Source organism: Actinomadura rifamycini DSM 43936 (genome assembly GCF_000425065.1).
GTDB classification, from domain to species: Bacteria; Actinomycetota; Actinomycetes; order Streptosporangiales; family Streptosporangiaceae; genus Spirillospora; species Spirillospora rifamycini.
On the sequence record NZ_AULB01000037.1, the window covers coordinates 58,729 to 78,687 of the forward strand.

A 19,959-nucleotide genomic window follows, 5' to 3' on the forward strand; every position below is an offset into this window, starting at 1 on the left:
GTGGCCGAACCGGACGCCCGGGCCTCGGTGGAGGCGGTCTTCCGGGAGGAGCGCGGCCTGCTGCTGGCCGCGCTCGTCCGGCGGTTCGGCGACCTCGACCTGGCCGAGGAGGTCACGTCGGAGGCGATCGAGGCGGCGCTCGTCCACTGGCCGGTGCACGGGGTGCCGCCGAGCCCGGGCGCGTGGCTGATGACGACGGCGCGCCGCAAGGCCGTGGACCGGCTGCGGCGGGACCAGGCGTACGCGGCGCGGCTCGCGGTCATGCAGGTCGAGGCGGAGCGGGCCGCGCCCGCTCCGCCGCCGGCCCCGGACGGCGGGCTCCCCGACGAGCGGCTCCGGCTGTTCTTCACCTGCGCGCACCCGGCGCTGGCCGCCGAGGACCGGACGGCGCTCACCCTGCGCTGCCTCGCGGGCTTCACGACCCCCGAGGTCGCGCGGGCGTTCCTCGTCCCGACGGCGACGATGGCGAAGCGGATCGTCCGGGCGAAGCACCGGATCCGCGAGGCCCGCATCCCGTTCCGCGTCCCCGGCCCGGACGAGCTGCCCGCGCGGCTCCCGGGCGTCCTCCAGGTCGTCTACTCGATCTACACCGAGGGGTACGCCGCCGCCCGGTACGACCTCGCGGCGGAGGCGGTGCGGCTGGCCCGCATCCTGCGGCGGCTGCTGCCGGACGAGCGCGAGACCGCGGGGCTGCTCGCGCTCGTCCTGCTCACGCACGCGCGGCGGGACGCGCGGGTCGGCGCCGACGGCGGCCTGCTCCTGCTGGACGAGCAGGACCGCTCCCGCTGGGACCGCGCGCTGATCGAGGAGGGCCGCGGCCTGGCGGAGGCCGCGCTGACCGGCGGGCCGCCCGGCCCCTACGGGGTGCAGGCGGCGATCGCCGCGCTGCACGACGAGGCCCCGGACGTCGCGTCGACCGACTGGCCGCAGATCGTCGCGCTGTACGACGTCCTGCTCGCGCTGACGCCGTCGCCGGTGGTCGCGCTGAACCGGGCGGCGGCGGTGGCGATGCGGGACGGCCCGGCGGAGGGGCTGGCGCTGCTGGACGGGCTGGCCGGGGAGCCGCGGCTGCGCGGCTACCACCCGTACGCGGCGGCCCGCGCCGACCTGCTCCGCCGCCTGGGCCGCCTCCCGGAGGCCGCCGCCGCGTACCGGGAGGCCCTCGGCCTGTGCGAGACCGACGCCGAACGCGCGCTGATCCGCCGCCTGCTCGGCGCGGTGGAGGCGTCCGGCTGAAAAAGGGGGAGGCGCGGGCCCGGACGGTCCTGCTAGCGTCGGGCCCGGCGAAAGGAGGAGGTGAGTCGATGACCGTCGTGCGTGCCGCCGTGCGCGGCTTCCGAGTCGTCCTCACTTCCCGGGCCGCGGCCTGACGCAGGCCGCCCGGCCCCCTTTCCTTTCGAGGTTTTCCAGTTGTCTTCGCACCACATCATCGAGGCGGCGTTCGCCTTGCATCACGGGCTGCCCAGGCAGGGCCCCGGTTCCGACGCCACCACCCGCCGGCTGCTGGCCCTGGCCGGTCCGCTGCCGGACGCGCCGCGCGCGCTCGACGCGGGCAGCGGCCCCGGCCGGTCCGCGCTGCTGCTGGCGGCGGAGGCGGGCGCGCGGGTCGACGCCGTCGACCTGCACGAGCCGTTCCTCGCGGAGCTGCTCGCCGCCGCGCGGCGGCGCGGCCTGCACGACCGGATCCGCGCGATGCGCTGCTCCATGGACCGGCTCCCGTTCCCCGACCGGACCTACGACCTGGTCTGGAGCGAGGGCGCGGTCTACAACATCGGCCTGGACGCCGGGCTGCGCGGGTGGCGGCGGCTGCTCGCGCCGGGCGGCGTCCTGGTCCTCACCGAGATCGAATGGGCCACCGCGTCGCCGTCGGAGGAGGCCCGCGCCTTCTGGGACCGGGTGTACCCGGTCCGCACCCCGGCGGAGAACGCCGCTGCGGCGCGGGCCGCCGGGTACGAGGTCGTCGCGCACCTGCCGCTGCCGGACGCCGACTGGTGGGACGAGTACTACACGCCGCTGGAGGAGCGGCTCGCGGCCGCCGATCCGGACCGGCCCGGCATGGCCGAGGCGGCGGCGGCCGCCCGGGAGGAGATCGCGCTGCGCAGGGCGCACGGCGGCGACTACCGGTACGCCGGGTACGTCCTGCGGCCCGTCCCCGGCGAGCCCGCCGGGGCGCCCGCCTGGACGATCCGCGCGGAGGCGCCCGCCGACACGGCGGGCATCCGGGAGGTCCTGCTCGCGGCGTTCCCCACGCCGGAGGAGGCCGACCTGGTGGACGCGCTGCGCGCCGACCCGGCGTGGATCCCCGGGCTGTCGCTGGTCGCCGAGACGCCGGACGGCCGCCTGGCCGGGTACTCGCTGCTGACGCGGTGCCGCGTCGGCGGGGAGCCCGCGCTGGCGCTCGGGCCGGTCGCGGTGCGGCCGGACCTGCAGCGGACGGGCGCCGGCGCGGCCGCCGTCCGGGCGGGGCTGGAGGCGGCGCGGGCGCGGGGCGAGAACCTGGTGCTGGTGCTCGGGCATCCCGAGTACTACCCCCGGTTCGGCTTCGAGCCCGCGTCGGGCTTCGGGATCCGCGCCCCGTTCGAGGTGCCGGACGAGGCGATGATGGCGCTCGCGCTGGACGCGTCCCGTCCGGTGCCGGCCGGCGTCATCGCGTACGCGCCGCCGTTCGGTGTGTGACGGCGCCGAGCTGAGCGGCCCCGGGCGGCGGACCGGAAACGGCCCGCCGCCCGGGGCTCAGCCCGCGACGGTTCCGGGCAGCACCTGCTCGGTGAGGAGGCGGCGGAGGCGGTCGCGCCGGTCGGGACCGGTGAGCACGCCGTCCAGGATCCGGTGGCCGTGGTGGTAGCCGAGGACGTAGACGCCCATCGCGGGCGCGTGCAGGGACGGGACGAGCGCGGCCGTCTCGGCGTCGTCGAGCAGGGCCCATCGGGACAGGTAGGCGGCGGTCTCCGCGTCCGGGCGTCCCTCGTCGGCGAGGAGGGCCGCGTTCGCCCACGCGCCCCACAGCAGGTTCACCGCGCGGTGGACGGCGGCGAAGTCGCTGCCGTCGGGCCGGATTCCGAGGGCCGCGAGGACGTGCTCCTCCAGCCACGCCTGCGCCGCCCCGCCGGGGAAGACCACCTCCTGGGCGTGCAGCCCGAGGCCCTCGCTGACGACGAACGACGGCGCGATCATGAACCGGACGCGCTGCTCGGGCCGGCCGCCGCCGATGAGGTGGACCTCCTTCAGCAGCGACTCGGCGATGTGCCCCGGGTGGCCCTCGTGGGCGACGACGTAGAGCAGGTCCGCGAGGTTGAACGGCAGGTCGCGGTTCACGAAGATCGTCGACCGCGGCCCGCCGTCGTGGTGCCCGGCGGCCCGGTAGCGGACGCCCGACGCGAGCCGGCAGTCGACCTCCTCGGGCGGCAGCGGGACGAGCGCGGCGGTGCGGGCGCGGCATTCGGCGTCGGCCCGCAGCACGAGTCCGGGCAGCAGGTGCATCCGGTCGGGCGGCAGCGCGTGCGCGGCCCGCCAGGCGTGCAGGCGGTCGGCGAGGCTCCCGGGCCGGGCGGGCAGCGCCGCGTCCAGCAGGTCGTGCGCCTCCGCGAAGGACGACTCGGGCACCGGGGACGCGTCGACGCCGAGGCATGCGCGGGCGTACTCGGGCAGCGGCGTCCGGTCCCCGGCGAGGCGGCGGGCGACGGCCCGCAGGGCCCGGACGTGCGCGGCGAGGTAGCCGGCGCGGGCCCGGTCGCCGAACGGGAGGCCGTCCAGGAGCCGGTCGGCGTCGTCCGCGAGGCGGGCGGGGGGCGGCGGCTCCTCCCGGTCGACGGCGGCGCTCCACTCGGCGGGGCCCCGGTAGATGAGCAGGGTGCCGCTCCAGGTGTCCCGCACCAGGCGGTCGAGGCGGAGGGCCAGGGCCGCGTAGGCGTGCTGCCATTCGTCCTCTTGCCATTCGTCCTCTTGCATGGGGGGTCCTTCCGGGCGTACGGGCGGGGAGACGCGGCCAAGCTACGTGTACGGTTTTCCGTACACCGCACGGAAGGGGCGCCGATGCCGGATCGCCCGGTGTGGCTGCGCGGCGAGCCGCGCCCCCGCCGGCCGCGGCTGTCGCTGGAGCGGATCGTCGCGGCGGCCGTCGGGCTCCTCGACGCCGAGGGCGTGGACGGCTTCTCGATGCGGCGCCTCGCCGCCCGGCTGGACGCCGGGACGATGTCGCTGTACGAGTACGTGGCGGCGAAGGAGGACGTGCTCGACCTCGCCCTCGACGCCGTCCTGGGCGAGATCGACCCGGGCGCGGGCGGCTCCGGCCCGGACGCCGGGGCGTGGCGGGGCGCGCTCGTCCGGCACGTGGAGCGGAGCAGGCGGGTGATGCGCGCGCACCCGTGGGTCCCGGCGCTGGTCGGGACGCGGCCGCTGCTCGGGCCGAACGCGCTCGCGGGGTCCGAGCGGGTGTTCGGGATCCTCGCGGGGGCCGGGCTCGCCGGGGACGAGCTGACGGCGGCGGCGAGCGCGGTGTCGAGTTACGTCACGGGGTTCGCCGTCACGGAGAACATGTGGCGCGCGCGGATGCGCGACCCGGCGGACGAGGCGGACCTGCGCCGCGGCACGTCCGAGTACCTCGCCGCGCGGGCGGACGCGTACCCGGTGCTGGCGGAGCACTCCCGGCCGGAGGACGCCGACTTCGACGCGGGGTTCCGGCGGGGCCTCGACATCGTGCTCGACGGGATCGCGGCGCGCACGCGCGGCTGAGCGCACGCGCGGGACCTTGACCTCAATCAATGTTGAGGTCTCAGAGTGGGGTGCGGGCCGGTCGTCCGGCCCAGTCATCTGACGGATTCCCGGCCATGGCGGGTCTCCGTAGCTTCGAGGACATCACGCAGCGCCCCGCTCAAGGAGAGAAGATGACCGACACGCCGCTCCGCCTCGCGATCGTCATCGGCAGCACCCGGGAGGGCCGGTTCGGGCCCACGGTCGGCGGCTGGTTCGCCGAGCAGGCCCGGCAGCGCGACGACCTGGTCGTGGACGTGCTCGACGTCGCGGCCGCCGAACCGCCGTCGTCGCTCGGCACGCCCCCGTCCGACGGCTTCGCCCGCGCGACCGAGGTGCTCGCCGCCGCCGACGCGTACACCGTCGTGACCTGCGAGTACAACCACAGCTACCCCGGCACCCTGAAGAACATGATCGACCACCACTTCCACGAGTGGCGCGCGAAGCCCGTCGGGTTCGTGTCGTACGGCGGGCTCACCGGCGGCAAGCTCGCCGTCGAGCACCTGCGCGGCGTCTTCGCCGAACTGCACGCCGTGACGGTGCGCGACACGGTGAGCTTCCACGGCCCGTGGAACTGGTTCGACGAGGACGGCCGGCCGGTCGACGCCGAAGGGGCCGCGGGCGCCGCGAAGGTCATGCTCGACCAGCTCGCCTGGTGGGGGCACGCGCTGCGCGACGCCCGCGCGGTCCGGCCGTACGGGGGATGAGATGGCGACCACGACCGCCCCCAGGGCCGTCCCCGCGACCGGGACGGCCCCCGGGCCGATGACGATCGCGCTGGTGCTCGTCCTCGGCTCGATCATGATCAGCCTGGACATGACGGTGGTGAACGTCGCCGTCAGCCGGCTGTCGCAGGAGTTCACCGCCCCGCTCGCCACCATCCAGTGGGTCGCGACGGGGTACTCGCTGGCGCTCGGCGCCGTCATGCCGACGACCGCGTGGGCCGTCGGCCGGTTCGGTGCCCGGCGGCTGTACCTCGTCGCGATCGCCGCGTTCGGCGGCACGTCCGTGCTGGCCGGGCTCGCCTGGAACATCGAGTCGCTGATCGCGTTCCGGGTGCTGCAGGGGATCAGCGGCGGCCTCGTGATGCCCGTCGGCATGACGATCCTGCTGCGCAGCGCGAGCCGCGACGAGCTGGGCAGGGCGATGAGCACGATGGGCCTCGCCATCCTCGTCGGGCCGCTCGCGGGGCCCGTCCTCGGCGGCTGGCTCATCGACGAGGTGTCGTGGCGGTGGATGTTCTTCGTCAACGCGCCGATCACGGTCGCGGTGGTGCTGCTCGCCGCGCGGCTGTTCCCCCGGGACGCCCCCGGGGAGCGGCGCCCGCTCGACGCCGTCGGCCTGCTGCTGCTCTCCCCGGGCCTCGCGGCGCTGCTGTACGGCGTGACGAGCGGCGGCGAGCGCGGCGACGTCGCGGCACCGGCCGTCCTGGTGCCGCTGCTGGCGGGCGCGGCGCTCGTCGCGGGGTTCGTGGTGCGGGCGCGGACCGCCGCGCACCCGCTGATCGACCTGCGCCCGTTCCGCGACCGGACGTTCGCGACCGCGACCGCGACGCTGACGCTGTTCGCCACCGGCTACTTCGGGTCGATGCTGCTGCTCCCCCTCTACCTCCAGGTGGTGCGGGGCGAGTCGGCGACGGTCGCGGGGGCGCTCGGCATCCCGTTCGCGCTCGGCTCCGGCGTCGCGATGCAGATCGCGGGCCGGATCGCCGACCGGGTGCCGCCGGGCCGGCTCGTCCCGGTGTCGGTCGCGACCGGACTCACCGGGTTCGCGCTGTTCGCCCTGCAGCTCGACGCGGACGCGCCCTACTGGGCGCTGTGCGCCACGATGGTGGTGATGGGCGCGGGCGGCGGCGCCACCATGATGCCCGCGATCACGGCGGCGACGCGCGGCATGTCGCACGAGCAGGCCCCCGCCGCGAGCACCACCGTCAACCTGGTCAACACGACCGCCGGGGCGATCGGGACGGCGCTCGCGTCGGTCGTCCTCGCGACGCGGATGGACGACCTCGTGCCCGCGGCGGACGAGGGCGGCGCGCTCCAAGCCGTCCACGGGCTGGACGCGGGCGCCCGCGCGGCGCTCGCCGGGCCGCTCGCCGGCGCCTTCCAGCACACCTACCTGTTCGCGGTCGCGCTGATCGCGCTGGCGCTCGTCCCCGCCCTGCTCCTCCCGCGCCGCCGCCCCGCGGACCGGGAGTGACCCCGGACGCCCCCGGCCGGCGCGGCCGGGGGCGGCGCGGCGGTCAGATCTCCTTGAGGAACCCGCCGTCGACGGCGAGCTCGGCGCCCGCCGTGCTCGCCGACCGGGGCGAGGCCAGCAGGGCGACGGCGTCCGCGACCTCCTGCGGGTCGACGAGGCGTCCGGTGACCAGGTTCATCATCTCGGCGGCGCCGCCGTCGAGGATCGCGTCGCGGTCGGCGCCGGTCGCGCCCGCCAGGATGTCGGCGGCCCCGCCCTCCTCCGTCCACCACGCGGTCCGGACCGGGCCCGGCGACACGGTGTTCACCCGGATGCCCTGCGGCCCGTACTCCTCCGACAGCCCCTTCGCCAGGTTGTTCACGGCGGCCTTCGCGGCGTTGTAGTCGAAGTTCATCGGCCCCGGCCGCCGCGCGTTCCCCGACGACACGTTCACGATCGCCGCCGCCTCGGAGTCCAGCAGGTGCGGGATCGCCGCCCGCACCGTCCGGACGAGCGCGAACAGGTTGAACTCGAACATCGCGTGCCAGTCGTCGTCCGACGGGGTGAGGAACCCGAACCGCGGCAGCGACGCCCCGGGCGGCGGGCCGCCCGCGTTGTTCACCAGCACGTCCAGCCCGCCGAACTCCTCGACCGTCCGGCGGACGGCCTCGGCCGGGGCGGCCGGGTCCGTGAGGTCGGCCGGGACGTGCAGGAGGTTCGGGCCGGCGAGCGCGTCGAGGTCCGCACCGGACTTCCGGGAGACGGCGGCGACGCGGGCGCCCTCGTCCAGCAGGGTCCGGACGACGGCGAGCCCGATCCCCTTCGACGCGCCCGTGACGAGCGCGACGCGGCCGGTGAGCTGCAGATCCATGAGGGTCCAATCGTCGGTGCGCACGCCCCCTCCGGGCGTGCGGCATCTGAACGAACCCCGCGACCGGACGTCCGGTTGCACCCGGACACGAACACCGCCGAGACCTTTTCGAGTCCGGCGTCAGTGCTCGGGGTGCCAGGTGGGGGTGCCCGCGGTCTCGTGGACGCGGCCGAACTGGACGTCCGCGAAGTGGATGCCGAACGCGAGGGTGCGGCCGTCGCCGAGTTCGTCCGCGAGGCGGCGGCGCAGCGCGGCGGCCTGCTCCGGGTCGGCGTCGACGGCGACCCTCCAGCCGGGGTGCTCGATCTGGACGGGCGAGTGGAAGGAGTCGCCGAGGGCGAGGAGCCGCGCGCCGCCCGACTCCAGGACGTAGGCGGTGTGGCCGGGGGTGTGGCCGGGGGTGGCGAGGACGCGGACGCCGGGGAAGATCTCGTCGCCGTCGGCGACGGTCTCGACGCGGTCGGCGACGGCGTCGAGTTCGCCGTCGCGGTGCTCCCATTCGGGCGCGGCGACGAGGTGGCGGGCGAACCGGTCGGACCAGCCGATGTGGTCGGGGTGCAGGTGGGTGTAGGCGACGGCCTCGATCCGGTCGGGGGTGCGCCCGAGCGCGGCGAGGCCGTCGAGGAGGGCGCCGCCGCGGATCGCGCCGACGTGCGGGTTCGCGGGGTCGTCGGGCTGCCGGACGGGTCCGATGCCCGCGTCGATCAGCAGGGCGCGGTCGCCGCGCTCGACGAGGAGGCCGCCCATGCTCGCCGCGAGGCCGCCCGAGGGGCCGAGGACGTCCTGGTGGCGCGTCCAGTCGGCGTCGGTCGTGTCGGGGAACCAGCCGCGCGAGCGCAGCCACCCGACGCCGTCGGGGACGTAGCTGGCGCGCAGCTCGCCGATCTCGACGGTGCGGATTCCGGCTTCGGTGTTCCACCTGCCCATGGCATGCCTCCACGGTGATCGGGGGGCCGCACGCCGCGGCCCCGGCACGCCAGGACGTTACAACTGAAACTATTAAAGCTGCAACCTTTGTCGGGTGCGTACACTGGCCGGGTGGAAGCGCACGCGGAACCGCACGCCGTGGCCGAGCAGGAGATCTGCGGGCTGGTCAAGGGCCTCGCGACGCAGCTCGAAGTGCACGTCCGCGAGCGCGCGGTCAACCTCGACCTGACCGCCCCGCAGGCGACCGCGCTGCGCGAGCTGGCCGGCCCCATGACCATGCGCGACCTCGCCGACCGGATGAGCTGCGAGCCGTCCAACGCGACGTTCATCGTCGACCGGCTGGAACGGCTCGGGCTCGTCGAGCGCCGACCCCACCCCACCGACCGCCGCGCCAAGATCCTCGCGCTGACGCCGCACGGGACGGACGTCCGCGCGCGGCTGCTCGCGATGCTCACGGAGAACTCGCCGGTCACCCGGCTCACGCAGGAGGAGCAGCGGACGCTCCGCGAACTCCTCCTGCGCGCGACCGGCCGCGCCTGACGCCCGGAACCCCCGGGAACGGGTCAGGAGACGACCTGCAGCGAACGGACGATCTTGTTGACGTCCGACCAGTACCGCTGGTGCGTGTTCGGGATGTCGATCCACACGCTGGACGGGCGCACCTGGCCGGTGTCGACGACCACGACCACCGACAGGTCCATCGTCGCCCGCAGGTCCGGCTGCCGGAAGTGCAGCTCGCGCACCAGCACCCACGCCGGACGGCCGCTCACCTCGAACGGCTGGGACGCGACGTCCCGCCCGGTCGTCCCGTCGCGGAAGTTGTCGAACTGGCGGGCGTCCTGGATCGCCGCGGCGACGTCCCGCAGCCGGTTCGGGCCGCTGTAGGAGCCCATGACGCCGTCGTCCACGACCCGCGACCCGAGCATCGCCTGCCACTCGGCCTCGGTCTCGAACTTCTGGCTCCCCGTGTACGGGCCGTACGGCTCGGTGCTGAACGGCTCCCACGGCCGTCCCAGCTCCGCGTACGACAGCCGCGCCTCGGGGTCGGTGACCCGCCCGACGACCCGCGCCCCGGCCCCCGGGTAGCGCTTCATCTCGACCGTCTTCTCCAGCCGCCGCACCTCCGGGGCGACCGCCCCGGTCAGCGGCGGCAGCTTCGCGCCGGCGATCGGCCGCAGCCGCTTCGCCGTGCCGCTGCACGATGCCTCGCTCGTCCCGCTCGCCCGGTCCTGCTCGACGATCCTGCCGTCCACCATGATCGTGCAGGTGAGCGCGCCGGGGGTGCCGTCCTCGTCGTTCCGCGCGGCGATCCGCAGGTACTCGTCGCCGTCCGCCTGGAAGTCCATCCGGAACGGCAGCAGCGTCCCGGCGACGGTGTCCCTCTCGATGGTGTCCGGCGTGTAGTAGGTCAGCATCGCGTCGGAGCTCTCGCCGGTCACCAGATACGTGACCTTCTTGGGGTCGCCGATCGTGTTCGACGCCCACACGATCGCCGCGATGCCCTGGCTCAGGAGGAGGCACACGCCCACGACGACCACCCACTCGGGGAGGTTCTTGCTGATCCGCTGCGCGCGGGGCGACATCGCGCTCACTTGCGCGCCTCCCCACCCGCGGGGGCGGCGGCCAGCGCCGCCCCGGCCTCCCGGACCTCCGCCAGCCGCTCCTGGAGCTGCTCGTCGGTGCCCGCGCCCTTCTGCAGCGCCCAGTAGACGTGGTCGGCGGCCTGGACCGTGCTCCCGTAGGCGTTCAGCGCCGCCACCCGCTCCCTCATCCGATTGCGCGCCTCGTTGACTTCGCGCCAGCGCGGTTTGAGCGCCAGCCGCAGGGCGTCGTCGCCCCGGTTCTCCTTGGCGAGCCTGCGCAGCGCCCGCTTCTCCACGGTCACCTCCCGGCAGCCGACCGCGATCTCCCACTCGATCGCCCGGACGTCGACGCCGTCGCCGTCCAGCAGTCCCGCCTTGTGAAGGCCCGAGGCCAGGACGGTCTCGGCGGCGCGCTGCGCCCGCACGACGTCCGGCACGGCCCCGCCGAGGTCGTCGGTCAGGAAGTACCGGCCGTGGTGGACGCGGCCGAGCCGCTCCCGCTCGCCGTCGCCGCAGCACGCGTACAGCACGAGCCACGACACGACCTGCAGGGCGGTCCCGCCGCCGAGGAACGCGCCGAACCCGAACCGCCACCACAGCAGCGCCGTCCCGACCTGCGCCAGGACGCCGAGCAGCGCCCCGATCCCGCCGAGCAGCCACGGCAGCGTCGCGGCCGGCGCGAACCCGCACGCGGTGGCGACGCCGAGCGCCCACCACCGGTCGGCGGAGGTGCGCCCGCCGGACTTCGGCGGTTCGTCGCCCGCCGCGGTCAGCCCGTCCGCGCTCTCCGCCAGCATGTCCCGATCGCCGGGCGGCAGGGACGGATCCACCACCGGCCTCAGCAACTTCTCCGCACTCATCTGGATCTCCCCGCCTGGTCCGGTCCGGAGTGATTATGGCGAGTAACCCCGGGTGTCCGAAACCCTCACAGGGCGCGATCGATGCGGAGATCGGGCGGAGATCGGGCGGATGCCGCCGGCTCGGCCCGGTCAGTCCCCGGCGGACGTCCGGACGTTCGCGCGGAGCAGCGCCAGGAAGGCGCGGAAGAGGCCCGGCATGTCGATGTCGTCGGGGGCCAGCAGCCACTGCTGCTGCAGCCCGTCCATGACCGCGAGGAGCAGCGGCGCCGCCTGCTCGGGGGTGACGCCGCCGGGCAGGTCGGGGCCGCACTCGGCGCGGACGAGGTCGGCCATCCACCCCCGGGCCGCGCCGTAGCGGTCGCGGAAGAAGTCCGCCGCCGGATGGTCGTCGAGGACGCTCTCGGCGGACAGCACCGTGAACGACTGCACGATCCCGCGCCGCTCCCGGTTGTACTCGATGATCGCCGAGATCGTGTCGAGGGTGATCGTCCCGCCGGAGCCGCCGAGCGCGATGACGTCCAGTCCGCGCTCGTCCCGCAGCCGCAGGACCTCGGCGAGAAGCCGTTCCTTGCTGGGGAAGTAGTGCAGGACGCCCTGCTGCGACAGGCCGACGCGCTCCGCGACGGCGGCGATCGAGGCGCCCGTGTAACCGCGCTCGCCGAAGACGTCCAGGGCGGCGAGAAGGATCTCTTCGCGACGGTTGCGGGGCATGGCGCTCAGAATAGACCCGGCAATTTATAACAAGCAAGTAACATCACCTACCGATCACTCGGTAGCGCGGTCTACCGTGGCGCCACCCGCCCTTCCACCGGAGGTACACCGCCGATGAACCTGGACCTGGACGCCAAGGCCCGCCTGCTCGCGGGCAAGGACATGTGGACGCTGCCCGCCGTCCCCGCGCTCGGCCTGGCGCCGATCGTGATGTCCGACGGGCCGATCGGCGTCCGCGGCGTCGAGTGGTCGGCCACCGACCCGTCCGTCGCGCTGCCCAGCCCGACCGCGCTCGCCGCCACCTGGGACACCGCCCTGCTGCGGCGCGCCGGGGCGCTGCTGGCGCAGGAGGCGCGGCGCAAGGGCGTCCACGTGCTGCTCGCGCCGACCGTCAACCTCCAGCGGTCCCCGCTCGGCGGCCGCCACTTCGAGTGCTTCTCCGAAGACCCGCTGCTCAGCGGCCTCCTCGCCGCCGGGTACGTGCGCGGCGTGCAGGGCGGCGGCGTCGCCGTCACCGTGAAGCACTTCGTCGCCAACGACTTCGAGACCGAGCGGATGACCGCGGACGTCGTCGTGTCGGAGCGGGCCCTCCGCGAGCTGTACCTGCGGCCGTTCGAGATCGTCGTCCGGGAGGCCGCGCCCTGGGGCGTCATGGCCTCCTACAACAAGGTCAACGGCACGGCGATGAGCGAGAACGGCCTGCTGCTCGACCGGGTCCTGCGCGACGAGTGGGGCTTCGACGGCTTCGTCGTCTCCGACTGGTTCGGCGCCCGCGACACGGTCGGCGCGGCGCGCGGCGGGCTCGACGTCGCGATGCCCGGCCCCGACACCGTCTACGGGCCCGCGCTCGCCCGCGCCGTCCGCGACGGCGAAGTCCCCGAGGAGGTCGTGGACGCGCACGTCCGCCGGGTGCTCGACCTCGCGCGCCGCACCGGCGCGGCCCCCGGCGGCGCCCGGCCGTCCGTCCCGGACGAGGAGATCGACGGGCCGGCCCTCGCCCGCGAGATCGCCGCCCGCTCGTTCACGCTGCTGCGCAACGACGGGATCCTGCCCCTCGCCCGGGACGCCCGGATCGCGCTGATCGGCGGGCTCGCCACCGACGCCCGCGTGATGGGCGGCGGCAGCGCCCAGGTGTTCCCCGCGCACGTCGTCTCCCCGCTCGACGGCCTCACCGCCGCCGGGCTCGACACCGTGTACGAGCGCGGCGCCGACCCGAGCGTCCGGCTGCCCGCCGCGCGGTTCCCGCTGCGCGCCCGGGCCCGGGACGCGGGCGGCGCGCTCCTCGGCGAGGTCCCGCTGGCGGACGGCGAGCTGCGCTGGATCGGACGGCTCCCCGCGGGGATCGACTTCGCCGGCCTGCACACGGTGACGGTCGACGGCGCGTTCGTCCCGGAGGAGAGCGGGACGCACCGGTTCGAGGTGCAGGGCCTCGGCGCGTTCCGGCTCGAGGTGGACGGCGAGGTCGTGCTCGACGCCGAGATCGAGCCGGACAGCGACGACGTCTTCGCCGCGTTCCTGTTCCCGCCGCCCCGCACCGTCCCCGTCGAGCTGGACGCGGGCCGCGAGGTCGCCGTCCGCCTCACCCACACGCTGGACGGGCCGCGGGGTCCGTTCCCCGCCGTGAGCTTCACCCTCGCGCACCGGGAGCCGACCGCCCCGGCGGACGAGCTGATGGAGCGGGCCGTCGCCGCCGCCGCGGCCGCCGACGTCGCCGTGGTCGTCGTGGGCACGTCCGCCGAGGTCGAGAGCGAGGGCTTCGACCGCACGTCGCTGCGCCTCCCCGGCCGCCAGGACGAGCTGGTCGCGCGCGTCGCCGCCGCCAACCCTCGCACCGTCGCCGTGGTCAACGCGGGCTCGCCGGTCGAGCTGCCGTGGCGCGACGGCGTCGCGGCGCTGCTGCTGACCTGGTTCCCCGGGCAGGAGGGCGGGCACGCGCTCGCCGACGTCCTGCTCGGCGACCGCGAACCCGGCGGCCGGCTGCCCACCACCTGGCCCGCCGAACTCGCCGACTGCCCCGTCGCCGACGTCACCCCGGCCGGCGGCGTCCTGCGCTACGACGAGGGCGTCTTCGTCGGCTACGCCGCCTGGGACCGGGCCGGGACGAAGCCCGCGTTCGCCTTCGGGTCCGGCCTCGGCTACACCACCTGGTCGTACGAGGAGGCGTCCTACGCGGAGACGGGGGACGGGGACGGCGAGCTGACCGTGCGCGTCCGCAACACCGGCGACCGGCCCGGACGCGAGGTCGTGCAGGTCTACCTCGCGCCCGCCGAACCGGGCCCGGACCGTCCCGCCCGCCGCCTCGCCGGCTTCGCCGTCGCCGAAGCCGGCCCCGGCGCGGACGCCACCGTCGCCGTCCCGATCCCGCGCCGCGCCGCCGAGACCTGGACGGACGGCGGCTGGGCGCTCGTCCCCGGCGCGTACCGCCTCGACACCGGCCGCTCCCTCGACGACCTCCGGCTGAGCACCCCCCTCGCCTTCTAGGCGACCGGAGGGGTCCCCTGCGGGACGCGGCCGGGATACATCTCGGCGATGAACGCGCGGTCACCGGCGGACAGGTCCCGGTTCCAGCCGATGCTGAAACCGCCGAGCGTCAGCTCGGCCGGAACCGGGTACTGCATGATCGAGTCGGGGTCGTACGAACTGTGCTCGACGTCGCCGCCGGAATACCGGCGGAGCACGTTCGCGAAGGTCGTCGACCGGTCCCAGCCCTGCCAGCGCCGGTAGTGGTCGTAGACCTTGTCGACGTCCCACGGGATCTGCACTGCGGGACTGGCCTGCTCGTGCACGCAGCCGAGGGCATGGCCGAACTCGTGCAGCACCACGCGCCGCAGTTCGCTTTCGTCGGTCGCGTCGTCGAAGCCGTCCAGCACCATCGTCGGTTCACCAGGAGGCACCCGGAGTGCGTCCGTCCCCACGTACGACCAGTAGCCGTTCCCCTGGCAGGAGATACGAATCTCCGCCCTGGCGAAGTTGCCGAAGCTGAATTTCACGTTAGCGAACTCCAGCCACTTCTCCGCATGCTGCTGGATCCTCCGCCGGACTCCCGGACCGCCATCGAGGAAGCCGATCCGCAACTCCTGCCCCGCCTGCCATTTCCGCATCCTCGCGACGGCGAGCTCATTGCGAGAATCGACCGTGCGTTCCTGCACGTCATCGGCTTCCGGGGGGACGTAGCTTTCGCCGGGCGGGTAGACGTCGACGCACAAGCCGTGGGGGTTGCTCACGATTCTCCTAGACGTCCGGGCCGAACTGGATGTTCCGGCTCGCCAGCTCTTGCATTATCGGCTCGATCCGGCGGCCCTGGTTGTACCAGAGCCTTCCGGAACCATCGACCGCGGCGGTGGGCGCCTCGGCCTGATGCAGCGCTATCACGTGCATCTTCTCGTTGAAAACCGGCGAACCCGAGGAGCCCTGCTGGGTGTCCGCCACGTACTGGATTCTGAGTTCGTCCACGTAACGGATCGCCAAGGGCTCGAGAGCGAACTGCTTGAACGCTCCGTGCGGGTGCTGGATGATGACGACGAGGTCGTCCACGCCGATGTCGAACGGCGTCCCGAGTCTCAACGGCACGCGATCGACCGGCGACTCCAGCATCAGGACCGCCCAATCGCCGTCCGGACTGGAAAGGCACGGTTCCACGTTCACCCGGCGCACCAAGGGCGTCTCGTGCTTCCCTTGATCGTGGTCGAACTCCGCGACGACCGACGTCGCCGGCCCGAATTTCTCGTGGACCACGTTATGGAAATTGGTGAGCAGCAGGCCGGCGGCGATCAGGAACCCGGTTCCGTGCCCGCGCTCGTCACCGAACCGCAGCGACAGCCTCGCGACGCTCCGCGCCGCGCTCACCACTTCCGCCGCGAGTTCGACCTCCATCAGCCGGCTGCGCGGATGCATCAGGCGCTCGCGGCGCAGCCGGGCCTCGGCTCCGGCCGTCCGGTCGGCGCCGCGCCACCAGTCGCCGTCGCCGGACGCCTTTTGGGGTGGAGCAAGCACCGGGGCACCGGAAAGCAGTTCGCCCAGCCGCTCCTTGTAGGCGGCCCTCGCCGGATCCCGCATGGCGTTCTCCACCAGGGCCGCGAGCCTGCCCTGGTCGCCGAGCACGCGGATCAGCGCCGTCCACGTCGTCCGCATGTCGTCGCGCTCGGGAAATGTTCCGGGAACGAGACCGGCCGCCTCCGCCAGAGCGGCGGCATCCGCGCGCCGCGGGTACGCATGGACGAGAACATCCCGCAGAGCGGAATACTCGGGCCGCGTCCAGTTCTGAGGTACGTCATCAAGGTAAGTCATCGGAGTGATCTTTCTCCGCTCTGCCGGAACACACCCGTGCGGGGTATTGTATCGGCCATGGGCTTGCTTGATCGGCGCTCTTTTCATCTCGACACCAAGGAAGCCAAAGACCTCTGGTCGACGCTGACCGAAGCGTATTCGGAGGTGACGGATTCAAAGATCCTCATCTCCGGCGCAGGGATGGATCCCTCCGGTCTCTCCTGGACAGAGGGGATGAAAAACGGCTGGTTCTTCATCCTGGGCGAGGCCGCCGGGCAGGGGAAGCTCCGCCGGCTCGTCGAAGAGGCCGCGAACGATCCGACCAGGGCGGCTTACCGCGAACGGTTCCTCACCTTTCTCGACGCGTCGCAGAATTCTTCTGCGTCGGCGCAAGGGGCCCGACCAGCCGATTGCGACCCCTTCCAACTCGGCGTCCATCGCCCGATCACGGTGGTCGGTCCGCCCGTCCCCCCGCTGACCTCTTACATCGAGCGTCACCACGACGGACTCCTGCGCGATGTCCTGCGGCAGAACCGCGGAGTCATGATCGTTATGGTCGGGGACCCGGCGACGGGCAAGACCCGCGCCGCTCTCGAGGCGGCACGGAACCACCTGTCCGACTGGACGCTGGTGCACCCCGTCGACGCGGCCCACCTCATCGAGACGATCGACGCGCGGGACATCGCACCGGAGACCGTCCTCTGGCTGGACCGACTGGAGCTGTACCTCGGCGGCAACGAGGAGGTGGCGTCTCTGCTGCGGCGCCTGCTGACCGAGGCGAATGCCACGCCGGTCACGATCATCGGCACCGCCTCCCCGGAAGACCTCAAGGCATGGACCGAGGAAGCACCGGAAGAGCACGTCCATCTCCGCGCCCTCCTGCGAAGCGCGCATGTGCTCACCGTGCCGAGCACGGTCCCGGTCTCCGAACGCGACGCGTGGTGCAGGCCCGACCTGGACGATCCCCGGCTGACCCTCGCCTGCACGAGCGCGGGCGCCGCGGGCGGGATCGTCCAGGCGCTCACCGGAATGACGGCGCTCATCGAGCGCTACACGTCACCGGTCGGCCCCTCCGGAACGTCCGAGCAGACCGTCATCACGACCGCGATCGATCTCCGGCGCCTCGGGGTGGCGTCGCCCCTCCGCGAAGACCTGCTGGCCGCCGCCGCCGAGGAGTACACCGCGGCGAAGCCGCACGCGGACTGGTTCCGGCAGGGTCTGCTGGCGGCGCTGCGCCCGGTCCACGGCGTCAGCCCACTCGAACGGCTCCCCGGCACGCCCCACGACGGCTACGTCCTGCACACGTCCGTGGAGCAGTACGGAAGATCGAGCCGCCAGGGAGCCGTCGTCCCTCCCGGGGTATGGGACCGGCTCCTGCAACACACGCTCCCAGCGGAGGACGCCCTCCGGATCGCGCGCGAGGCTCACCGGCGCGGACTTCACCGCCACGCGGCGCACCTCGCGGCTCCGCTCGCCGCCGGAGGCCGCGACGCCGCCACGGTCCTGCTCGCTCCCTGGCTGGAACGAGCGGGTTTCGCGGACGAGGCAGGCGAGATGCTCGCGGCCTCGGCCGACGCGGGCGACCCCCGGGTACTGCGCTGCTACGCGGAATGGCTCGCCCGGCGCGGAGAGAGCGACGAAGCCGACGGCGTCTGGCGCCGGGCGGCCGCGGCCGGCGACGCCACCGCTCGCGTCCATGCGGCCGCGCAGTACGCCGAGGCCGGCGACTTCGCCCTGCTCAAAGAACTCTGGCTGGAGGGCGCCCGGAGCGGCGATCACGAAGCACGGCACAGGCTCATCCAGATCCTGCATGAAGACAAGGACGAGCCCGGCGTCGAGAGATGGCTCAAGATCGGCGCCAGATCGGGCGACCGTCCCGCCCTCGAACACCTCGTCCTGCTCCTCGATCGGTCCGGCCGCGGCGATGAGGCCGACCGCCACCTGCGCGCGTCGCTGGACGGCAAGGCGTCGCCCGTGCTGATCGATCGCCTGGTCAGAGCGGGCCGCACTGACGAGGCGCTGGAACTGGCGTGTGACGTCGGCGGCGCCGAGACGAGCCTCCCCCTGGCGGACGCCCTCAGGCGAGAAGAGCGCCTCACCGAACTCGAAGACTACTTGGCCGCTCGGGCCGCCATGGGCAACGCCTTGGCCGTCCTGCGCCTTGTCGCCCTGCTGGATGACACCGACCGCGAGGGCGAGGCCGAAGCCTTGCTTTACCGCGGGATGGCCGCGGGGGACGACCACAGCCTGACGCTGCTGGTGATGCGCCTCGATCGAGCCGGGCGGCGGGACGAAGCCGATGACTGCCTCCGCCGCCTCGCGGAGTCCGGACGTCCGGCCGCGATGCGCATGCTGGCCCTGCGCGCGACGCGGGCCGAGGTCATCGACGACTGGCTCCGTCGCGCCGCGGAAGCGGGCGACGCCGACTCCCTGCGCGAACGCGTGCAGCGATTCGTCCGCTCCGGCCGGACGGGCGAGGCCCGCTCATGGCTGGAGCACTCCGCAGAACAGGGAAGCATCCTCGCGGTACGGGAACTGCTGGGCCTCCCCGGTCGAAGGGACGAGTGCGAGCGCTCGCTGCGCCGAGCGATCGAGTGCGGCGTACCGAACGCCATGACCGATCTGGAGCAGCTGCTGTCGGACACGGGCCGCCGAACCGAAGCCGAGCGACTGCGCAGATATGGCATCGCCCCCGGAGGAGGCACCAGCGCCGCCTGGACGGCGCCCCCGCAGATCACCGCGGGGCGAAGAGATGGCGTACCGCGCTGACCAGTTCGTCCTCCAGCGAGTCGAAGAAGTCCGACCGCTCCTTCAACAGACCGGCCAACTCCTCGAAAGACTGGTCGGTGCCCGCCGCCGAATCGTAATCCAGAGCGTTGCGGATGCAGTCCAACGACCACGACGCCAGCGTGTCCTGACGCGACGGGTTCTTGCTCGGGGCGCTTTTCTGCCCGTAGAGCATCGTCGCGCTCAAATCCTGGGTGGCCGCGTCACGGAACTGCTTGAGATCGGCTCCGTCGAACATGGCCGTCCCGACCCGCAGCTTCTGCAGAGCCGGAACGTGGCGCAACTCCCTGGCGATACGACTTGCCGCCTCCCACGGCTCGACGACCGAGTCGACCACCGAGTCGGAGAACACGGTGGGCTCCTGCGCATTCAGCCTCGCCAGCGCCGCCCGTCCCTTCATGGCGAGGAACTCCGGACGCCTCGAAAGGTAGGGAGGAAGGACGGCGAGCAAGGATTCCACTTCATCAACGCGTTCCAGCGCGAGCAGAGCTTCGAGCTTCGCGTACAGGGCCGCGCCGTCCGTGGGCGAACCGGCCAGTCTGGCCTCGGCGACCCGGAGCACTTCCTCCAGCCGTCGTCGGCGCTCCCCGCCCCGGAGATTGACGGCTCTCCTGATAAGAGTGCGCAGCGACGGTTCGGCGGGCTTGGGGGGAAGCGCGGTCGCGTCCTCTTCCGCCACCCTGTCCGCCGTTGGCTCGGGCTCGGGCTCGGCAGACCCTGCTCCAACGTCCGGCTCGGATGGTGAAGAGACGTCGTCTTGCTCTCGGTACACCGTCGCCGCCTCAGCCGATCGTCCGGTGGCCTTGAGAACCCCCGCCAGACCGCTACGAGCGAACGCATCCCCGCGATGGCGGGTGAGGCTCTCCCGATACATTGCCTCGGCCTCTTCCAACCGGTTCGCCGCCTTGAGCACACCGGCCAGACCATTACGAACGGTGTTGTTCCCCGGGAAAATGCTGAGGCTCTCCCGATAGACCGCCTCGGCCTCTTCCAACCGGTTCGCCGCCTTGAGCACACCGGCCAGACC

The 19,959-nt window shown here is 73.7% G+C and carries 17 protein-coding genes and 1 pseudogene; 9 read left to right on the forward strand and 9 right to left on the reverse strand.

All coding sequences use genetic code 11. The annotated features are described in order from the left end of the window. From H505_RS0129715 to H505_RS52075, 3 genes and pseudogenes are all read left to right on the forward strand, one after another. Complete coding sequence (locus tag H505_RS0129715; RefSeq protein WP_026404882.1) at nucleotides 1–1,236, forward strand: RNA polymerase sigma factor; 1,236 nt, start codon at nucleotides 1–3, stop codon at nucleotides 1,234–1,236. Between the two features lie 81 nt (nucleotides 1,237–1,317). Then, nucleotides 1,318–1,881 (forward strand): annotated as a pseudogene (locus tag H505_RS52070) (class I SAM-dependent methyltransferase); the annotation flags it as partial. Nucleotides 1,882–2,055: 174 nt separating this feature from the next. Next, complete coding sequence (locus H505_RS52075) at nucleotides 2,056–2,676, forward strand: GNAT family N-acetyltransferase (protein ID WP_233617423.1); 621 nt, start codon at nucleotides 2,056–2,058, stop codon at nucleotides 2,674–2,676. Between the two features lie 57 nt (nucleotides 2,677–2,733). On the opposite strand, the gene H505_RS0129725 is transcribed toward H505_RS52075, so the two are convergent. Beyond that, nucleotides 2,734–3,948, reverse strand: a complete 1,215-nt coding sequence (locus H505_RS0129725; RefSeq protein ID WP_026404884.1) for a hypothetical protein — start codon at nucleotides 3,946–3,948, stop codon at nucleotides 2,734–2,736. 84 nt (nucleotides 3,949–4,032) lie between these two features. Between H505_RS0129725 and H505_RS0129730 the strand changes: the two genes are divergently transcribed. From H505_RS0129730 to H505_RS0129740, 3 genes are all read left to right on the forward strand, one after another. Then, nucleotides 4,033–4,731, forward strand: coding sequence for a TetR/AcrR family transcriptional regulator C-terminal domain-containing protein (locus tag H505_RS0129730; protein WP_026404885.1), 699 nt, complete (start codon nucleotides 4,033–4,035; stop codon nucleotides 4,729–4,731). Between the two features lie 152 nt (nucleotides 4,732–4,883). Beyond that, nucleotides 4,884–5,456, forward strand: coding sequence for an NADPH-dependent FMN reductase (locus H505_RS0129735; RefSeq protein WP_026404886.1), 573 nt, complete (start codon nucleotides 4,884–4,886; stop codon nucleotides 5,454–5,456). A gap of 1 nt (nucleotide 5,457) precedes the next feature. Continuing rightward, entirely contained in the window at nucleotides 5,458–6,948 is a 1,491-nt protein-coding gene (locus H505_RS0129740) for a DHA2 family efflux MFS transporter permease subunit (RefSeq protein ID WP_026404887.1), read from the forward strand. A gap of 43 nt (nucleotides 6,949–6,991) precedes the next feature. Here the strand turns inward: H505_RS0129740 and H505_RS0129745 are convergent, their stop codons facing one another. Next, a complete protein-coding gene (locus tag H505_RS0129745; protein ID WP_245592658.1) occupies nucleotides 6,992–7,822 on the reverse strand; it encodes an SDR family NAD(P)-dependent oxidoreductase in 831 nt (276 codons plus the stop codon). Between the two features lie 96 nt (nucleotides 7,823–7,918). Continuing rightward, nucleotides 7,919–8,725, reverse strand: coding sequence for an MBL fold metallo-hydrolase (locus H505_RS45140; RefSeq protein WP_034520465.1), 807 nt, complete (start codon nucleotides 8,723–8,725; stop codon nucleotides 7,919–7,921). A 111-nt stretch (nucleotides 8,726–8,836) separates the two neighbouring features. On the opposite strand from H505_RS45140, the gene H505_RS0129755 reads away from it, so the two are divergent. Next, entirely contained in the window at nucleotides 8,837–9,265 is a 429-nt protein-coding gene (locus H505_RS0129755; RefSeq protein WP_026404889.1) for a MarR family winged helix-turn-helix transcriptional regulator, read from the forward strand. A 23-nt stretch (nucleotides 9,266–9,288) separates the two neighbouring features. On the opposite strand, the gene H505_RS0129760 is transcribed toward H505_RS0129755, so the two are convergent. The 3 genes from H505_RS0129760 to H505_RS0129770 form a co-directional block, all read right to left on the reverse strand. Beyond that, on the reverse strand, nucleotides 9,289–10,317 hold the full coding sequence (locus H505_RS0129760; RefSeq protein WP_026404890.1) for a hypothetical protein: 1,029 nt from the start codon (nucleotides 10,315–10,317) through the stop codon (nucleotides 9,289–9,291). After that, on the reverse strand, nucleotides 10,314–11,168 hold the full coding sequence (locus H505_RS0129765; RefSeq protein ID WP_157433181.1) for a hypothetical protein: 855 nt from the start codon (nucleotides 11,166–11,168) through the stop codon (nucleotides 10,314–10,316). Before H505_RS0129765 ends, H505_RS0129760 begins: the two co-directional genes overlap by 4 nt. 129 nt (nucleotides 11,169–11,297) lie before the next feature. Next, nucleotides 11,298–11,879, reverse strand: coding sequence for a TetR/AcrR family transcriptional regulator (locus H505_RS0129770; protein WP_034520468.1), 582 nt, complete (start codon nucleotides 11,877–11,879; stop codon nucleotides 11,298–11,300). 114 nt (nucleotides 11,880–11,993) lie between these two features. Between H505_RS0129770 and H505_RS0129775 the strand changes: the two genes are divergently transcribed. Further along, nucleotides 11,994–14,360: a beta-glucosidase gene (locus H505_RS0129775; RefSeq protein ID WP_026404893.1), complete on the forward strand. Its 2,367-nt coding sequence runs from the start codon at nucleotides 11,994–11,996 to the stop codon at nucleotides 14,358–14,360. Here the strand turns inward: H505_RS0129775 and H505_RS48595 are convergent. Beyond that, nucleotides 14,357–15,103 (reverse strand): zinc metalloprotease, encoded by a 747-nt coding sequence (locus H505_RS48595; protein WP_084550974.1) that lies wholly within the window; start codon nucleotides 15,101–15,103, stop codon nucleotides 14,357–14,359. The genes H505_RS0129775 and H505_RS48595 overlap by 4 nt on opposite strands. 7 nt (nucleotides 15,104–15,110) lie before the next feature. Further along, complete coding sequence (locus H505_RS0129785) at nucleotides 15,111–16,166, reverse strand: trypsin-like peptidase domain-containing protein (RefSeq protein WP_026404894.1); 1,056 nt, start codon at nucleotides 16,164–16,166, stop codon at nucleotides 15,111–15,113. Nucleotides 16,167–16,223: 57 nt separating this feature from the next. Here H505_RS0129785 and H505_RS0129790 point away from each other — a divergent pair, with 57 nt between their 5' ends. Beyond that, entirely contained in the window at nucleotides 16,224–18,914 is a 2,691-nt protein-coding gene (locus tag H505_RS0129790; RefSeq protein WP_026404895.1) for a hypothetical protein, read from the forward strand. Here the strand turns inward: H505_RS0129790 and H505_RS0129795 are convergent. Further along, nucleotides 18,880–19,959: tetratricopeptide repeat protein (locus H505_RS0129795; RefSeq protein WP_026404896.1), on the reverse strand; the 1,080-nt coding region annotated here is incomplete at its 5' end. The two genes, H505_RS0129790 and H505_RS0129795, sit on opposite strands and share 35 nt — an antisense overlap.

Coding starts and splice junctions, on each gene's coding strand:
- H505_RS0129735 (WP_026404886.1), top strand. CDS start 4,884: ATGACCGACACGCCGCTCCGCCTCGCGATCGTCATCGGCAGCACCCGG.
- H505_RS0129730 (WP_026404885.1), top strand. CDS start 4,033: ATGCCGGATCGCCCGGTGTGGCTGCGCGGCGAGCCGCGCCCCCGCCGG.
- H505_RS0129770 (WP_034520468.1), bottom strand. CDS start 11,879: ATGCCCCGCAACCGTCGCGAAGAGATCCTTCTCGCCGCCCTGGACGTC.
- H505_RS45140 (WP_034520465.1), bottom strand. CDS start 8,725: ATGGGCAGGTGGAACACCGAAGCCGGAATCCGCACCGTCGAGATCGGC.
- H505_RS0129775 (WP_026404893.1), top strand. CDS start 11,994: ATGAACCTGGACCTGGACGCCAAGGCCCGCCTGCTCGCGGGCAAGGAC.
- H505_RS0129740 (WP_026404887.1), top strand. CDS start 5,458: ATGGCGACCACGACCGCCCCCAGGGCCGTCCCCGCGACCGGGACGGCC.
- H505_RS0129785 (WP_026404894.1), bottom strand. CDS start 16,166: ATGACTTACCTTGATGACGTACCTCAGAACTGGACGCGGCCCGAGTAT.
- H505_RS0129790 (WP_026404895.1), top strand. CDS start 16,224: ATGGGCTTGCTTGATCGGCGCTCTTTTCATCTCGACACCAAGGAAGCC.
- H505_RS0129725 (WP_026404884.1), bottom strand. CDS start 3,948: ATGCAAGAGGACGAATGGCAAGAGGACGAATGGCAGCACGCCTACGCG.
- H505_RS52075 (WP_233617423.1), top strand. CDS start 2,056: ATGGCCGAGGCGGCGGCGGCCGCCCGGGAGGAGATCGCGCTGCGCAGG.
- H505_RS0129765 (WP_157433181.1), bottom strand. CDS start 11,168: ATGAGTGCGGAGAAGTTGCTGAGGCCGGTGGTGGATCCGTCCCTGCCG.